Genomic DNA, 2,845 nt, shown 5'->3' with positions numbered 1-2,845 from the left:
GATTCACCTCGTTAACGAGATTCAATCTGTATACCGCTCACAGGGTGTAGGTATCCACGACAAGCACATCGAAGTAATCGTTCGCCAGATGCTCAAGCGCATTACAGTTCTTGAAGCTGGAGATACTGATCTTCTTCCAGGTGAGCTCGTCGAGCACAACCGCTTTATGGCTGAAAACCGCAAGGCTGTTACATCAGGTGTTAAGGCTGCATCAGGTCGCCCAGAACTTATGGGTATTACCAAGGCATCACTTGCAACTGAGTCATGGTTGTCAGCGGCTTCATTCCAGGAAACAACTCGCGTACTGACAGATGCAGCACTCTCAGAGAAGAGCGATCCATTGCTCGGCCTTAAGGAGAACGTCATCATCGGTAAGTTGATCCCTGCAGGTACAGGCCTTGCCCGTTACCGCAACATCCGCGTCGAGCCAACAGAGGAAGCGAAGGCAGCTGTCTACGCTAACTACGATGAATACGATCTCACCCCATTCGATCAGGGTGGAACCGGCGAAGCAGTTCGCTTGGATGAGGTTGAAGTTCCTCGCTAAATCCTTGATAGAGAAGCCCGTCATCAGAAATGGTGGCGGGCTTTTCTTATGCTCAAAATTCTGACCGCGATTACGCATAAAAAAGCTCCACAAGTGCGGTGAACCTTCGTAGCCTTAGGGCAATTACTTAATGGGGGATTTTGTGAAGCGCTTTGCAAAGATATTTGTGGTTTTGATTCTGCCGATTGCTCTCATGGGCGGAAATCTTGCGAGTGCTGCAGATGTGCCAGGCGAACAATTCGTCATCGGCAATCCACCTACAAACGATCGATACACAGGAATCAATCTCTCCGATGACCAGGCCACTCGAAATACCTACTCAGCTCTAGAGGCCTTTACTGCAGATGGCACGGATAGGGGGAGTCATATGCTCACACGAACTCCTTGTAAAAAGGTAGGTGCTGTGGGATGCGGAGATGAAAAGTACTTTCAATATAGCGCGCAGTTAACCATGTGCAATGAGAAGATTACTTCTGACTGTGTCACCCGCGTATTTGCAAAAGATGAAGCAGGTAATGAGATTGTTGGAAAGTATGTCGAAGATTTTCCAGGCACGAGTGAATTCTCTTACGAAGGCAATCCAGCAATAAATCTGCCGACAGGTGCAAGTACATTCATTGTAGATTTTCCAACCATTGCGCATGCAGGAGGCACTCAATATCTCGTAGTCGTTTGGCTCCAGGGCTATCGTGGATTTAACGAATCTAAATTTCGAATCGAAAACTTTAATAGTGCGATTTTTGCGGTGAGTAAAGTTCAGGGTCGTTATAGCGTGACCAAACCAGAGACAATTGTTCGGCCAGACTTTAGGTTGGCGGGTCGCCAAGCTTCACAGGGTGGTTTCAATTTAGATCAATCATCTTCTCGACGTGCTTCTTGTGCGCAGACATCTACAACGGTCTGCCTGCTCCCGTGGACATTGCCAACAAACATCACATTTGGTTACACGCTCAAGCTCCACGAAGGAATAGCGGGCTGGTTACATGGAAGAATTTCTGAAGCACAATCTGTGATTACGTCGGCATCAGATGGTGATCAACTCTTAACAATTCAAGGCAAGCCCACAACAGTTCCTGGAATCTATGCCTGGTTTCAAAAAGATGCATACCCAGAACCGCTTCGTAAGTTCTATGCAACGATGGAAAAGAACAGTGTGAATGCCAGTGGTCTTGGTTGGCCGAGCCTGGATGGAAAAATCAATAACGGCCTAGATGGCTTGCCCTATTCAATTATGAAAGAGAATTTCGGCTATGACGAGGGTGGTTTTAAAGAAGTTCTTGCGTGGATTTCATCGCTGAGTGACAAAGCTACCTATGTGCAGAGCGTGTGGACTGTACGGTCCATGCAGTCAGGGCAGTTTGAAAACTGCATGAAAGGGTCGACCTCTCTCAGCGGAATTGTCTCCACTAACTCAACTATGTATATCGGCAATCCACCTACTTTCGACAAAGAGAGCCAGAGCCTTGATTACAAAGTGGTTTCTCCACACTACCTACCAAGTGGCGAAGAATTTAAAGGTAGCTACGACCTTGTTATCAAAAGTGAAGTGGCACGCTGTATCTACGGATTCTCCAATGCACCGGTATCGGCAAAGATCTCAATCCTTTCAGCTGACGGAACTACGCAAGTTGCTACAACCACATTTAATGAGCGAGATGGCTGGATGCATCTGGTCGCACGCGGCTTCACCTTCTCATCACCAACCGTGCGAGTAAAGCTCAGTCAACAATCTGCGCCGTCTCCTGTAGCAACTGCAGCTGCCGAAGCAAAGAAAGTGATAATCATTTGTGTGAAGGGGAAAACAACTAAGAAGGTAACTGCTGTGAAGCCGGCATGCCCTTCTGGATGGAAGAAGAAGTAGGCGATAGCCTTCGGGCATTAGCAACGCACACGTTGGTTTTGTAGATGCAGATATCAATGAACCATTCGTAATACCTATGGCATATGCACACGATCACAGGCGGAGACTGCTCCAGATTCAGCTGGAATTGAAATCCCAGCCCATATCCAGGATAAAATCGGACAAAACGGACATTCTTAAGGGATCGGCGCGAGACACGCCCGGGATCTAATTTTGTGGATACTCCAAGAAATTTTGGAGTCAAAGGAGTAAAAGGGCCGTTTTGCACTTTCGCCCACCCCTCAGATACCTTTCTCCTCTGCGCATTTTGCATGCAACACACCCGACCGCGTGGGTCGGAGGTTGAGCGTGAAAAAGGCCGGAAAGTTAGATGTGAAAAATCGCAAGATGTTTTTTCACATTACATAAAAGGAGAATGTAGTGCCAACAATTCAGCA

General features: G+C 47.4%; 1 protein-coding gene and 1 pseudogene. Both read left to right on the top strand.

Annotation, left to right across the window (positions count from 1 at the left end; translation table 11 throughout):
* Positions 1-547: pseudogene (locus tag ACKOVI_RS06415) on the top strand (DNA-directed RNA polymerase subunit beta'); the annotation flags it as partial.
* Between the two features lie 142 nt (positions 548-689).
* The gene (locus tag ACKOVI_RS06410) at positions 690-2,408 is read left to right on the top strand and encodes a hypothetical protein (RefSeq protein ID WP_509603256.1); all 1,719 of its coding nucleotides are present in this window, start codon (positions 690-692) and stop codon (positions 2,406-2,408) included.
* Positions 2,409-2,845: the final 437 nt, after the last annotated feature.

This window comes from Candidatus Planktophila sp., assembly GCF_046070465.1.
GTDB lineage: Bacteria > Actinomycetota > Actinomycetes > Nanopelagicales > Nanopelagicaceae > Planktophila.
The sequence above is the reverse complement of the archived record's forward strand: the minus strand, read 5'-3'. Positions and strand labels throughout refer to the sequence as shown.